1 protein-coding gene is annotated in these 686 nt (G+C 66.8%); it reads left to right on the top strand.

The features are described from left to right. Positions 1-399: 399 nt before the first annotated feature. The coding region (locus CXQ90_RS21690; RefSeq protein ID WP_308470567.1) for an acetyl-coenzyme A synthetase N-terminal domain-containing protein at positions 400-686 on the top strand (287 nt) is incomplete at its 3' end.

Below are 686 nucleotides of genomic sequence, written 5' to 3'. Positions count from 1 at the left end.
TGTCCTCGCCGGCGGAATGAAGCTCCGACGGTGGCGGAGTCTCCGTCGCCGTTCGGGCGTCGTTCTCAGCGGGGGGCTGGTTCATTCGTTTCTCCATTCGCGGCCGCCGCCTGCAGGCCGGCAGAACATCTGCGGTCCGCGGCAGGGCGAGCCGCCTGCACTGGTAAAAAGCGGTTGCTTCCCTGCACAGCCTAGTCAACGCCGGCACCGCAGACTAGCCGAACTGCCGCTGCGACACGGGCCGTGATCTACCGCTCACCGCACAAATACCCCCGTTACCGGGCGTGAATGTGACGGTTAACACACTGGCGGCCGATCGGCGTTAGGGTAATTGCAACGCCACGGCAGCCCCTCGATCCGGGCTGGACCGTGGGCGACAGCTAAGCGAAAGGGTTCACGATGTCTGAACAGTCCCCCGTCAAGCAGCAAGGCGACGCACTGGAGAACCTGCTCCACGAGCGCCGCAGTTTTCCGCCCAGCGCGGATTTCGCCGCCGGCGCGGTTGCCCAGCAGTCGGTCTATGACGAAGCAGCGGCCGAAGGTCCGGAGTTCTGGGCCCGCCAGGCCCGCAGTCTGCTGACCTGGGACGAAGACTTCACCGAGACGCCGGACTGGTCCGGTGCGCCCCTTCCGCGGCGGTTTGGCGGCCGAACACTCAACGCGGCCGACAGGTCCCTGGCCCGCCT

Origin of the sequence: Arthrobacter sp. ZGTC131, from assembly GCF_002929275.1 — a bacterium.
In the GTDB taxonomy this organism is placed as follows: domain Bacteria; phylum Actinomycetota; class Actinomycetes; order Actinomycetales; family Micrococcaceae; genus Arthrobacter.
This window is presented reverse-complemented; position numbering and strand designations above follow the sequence as displayed.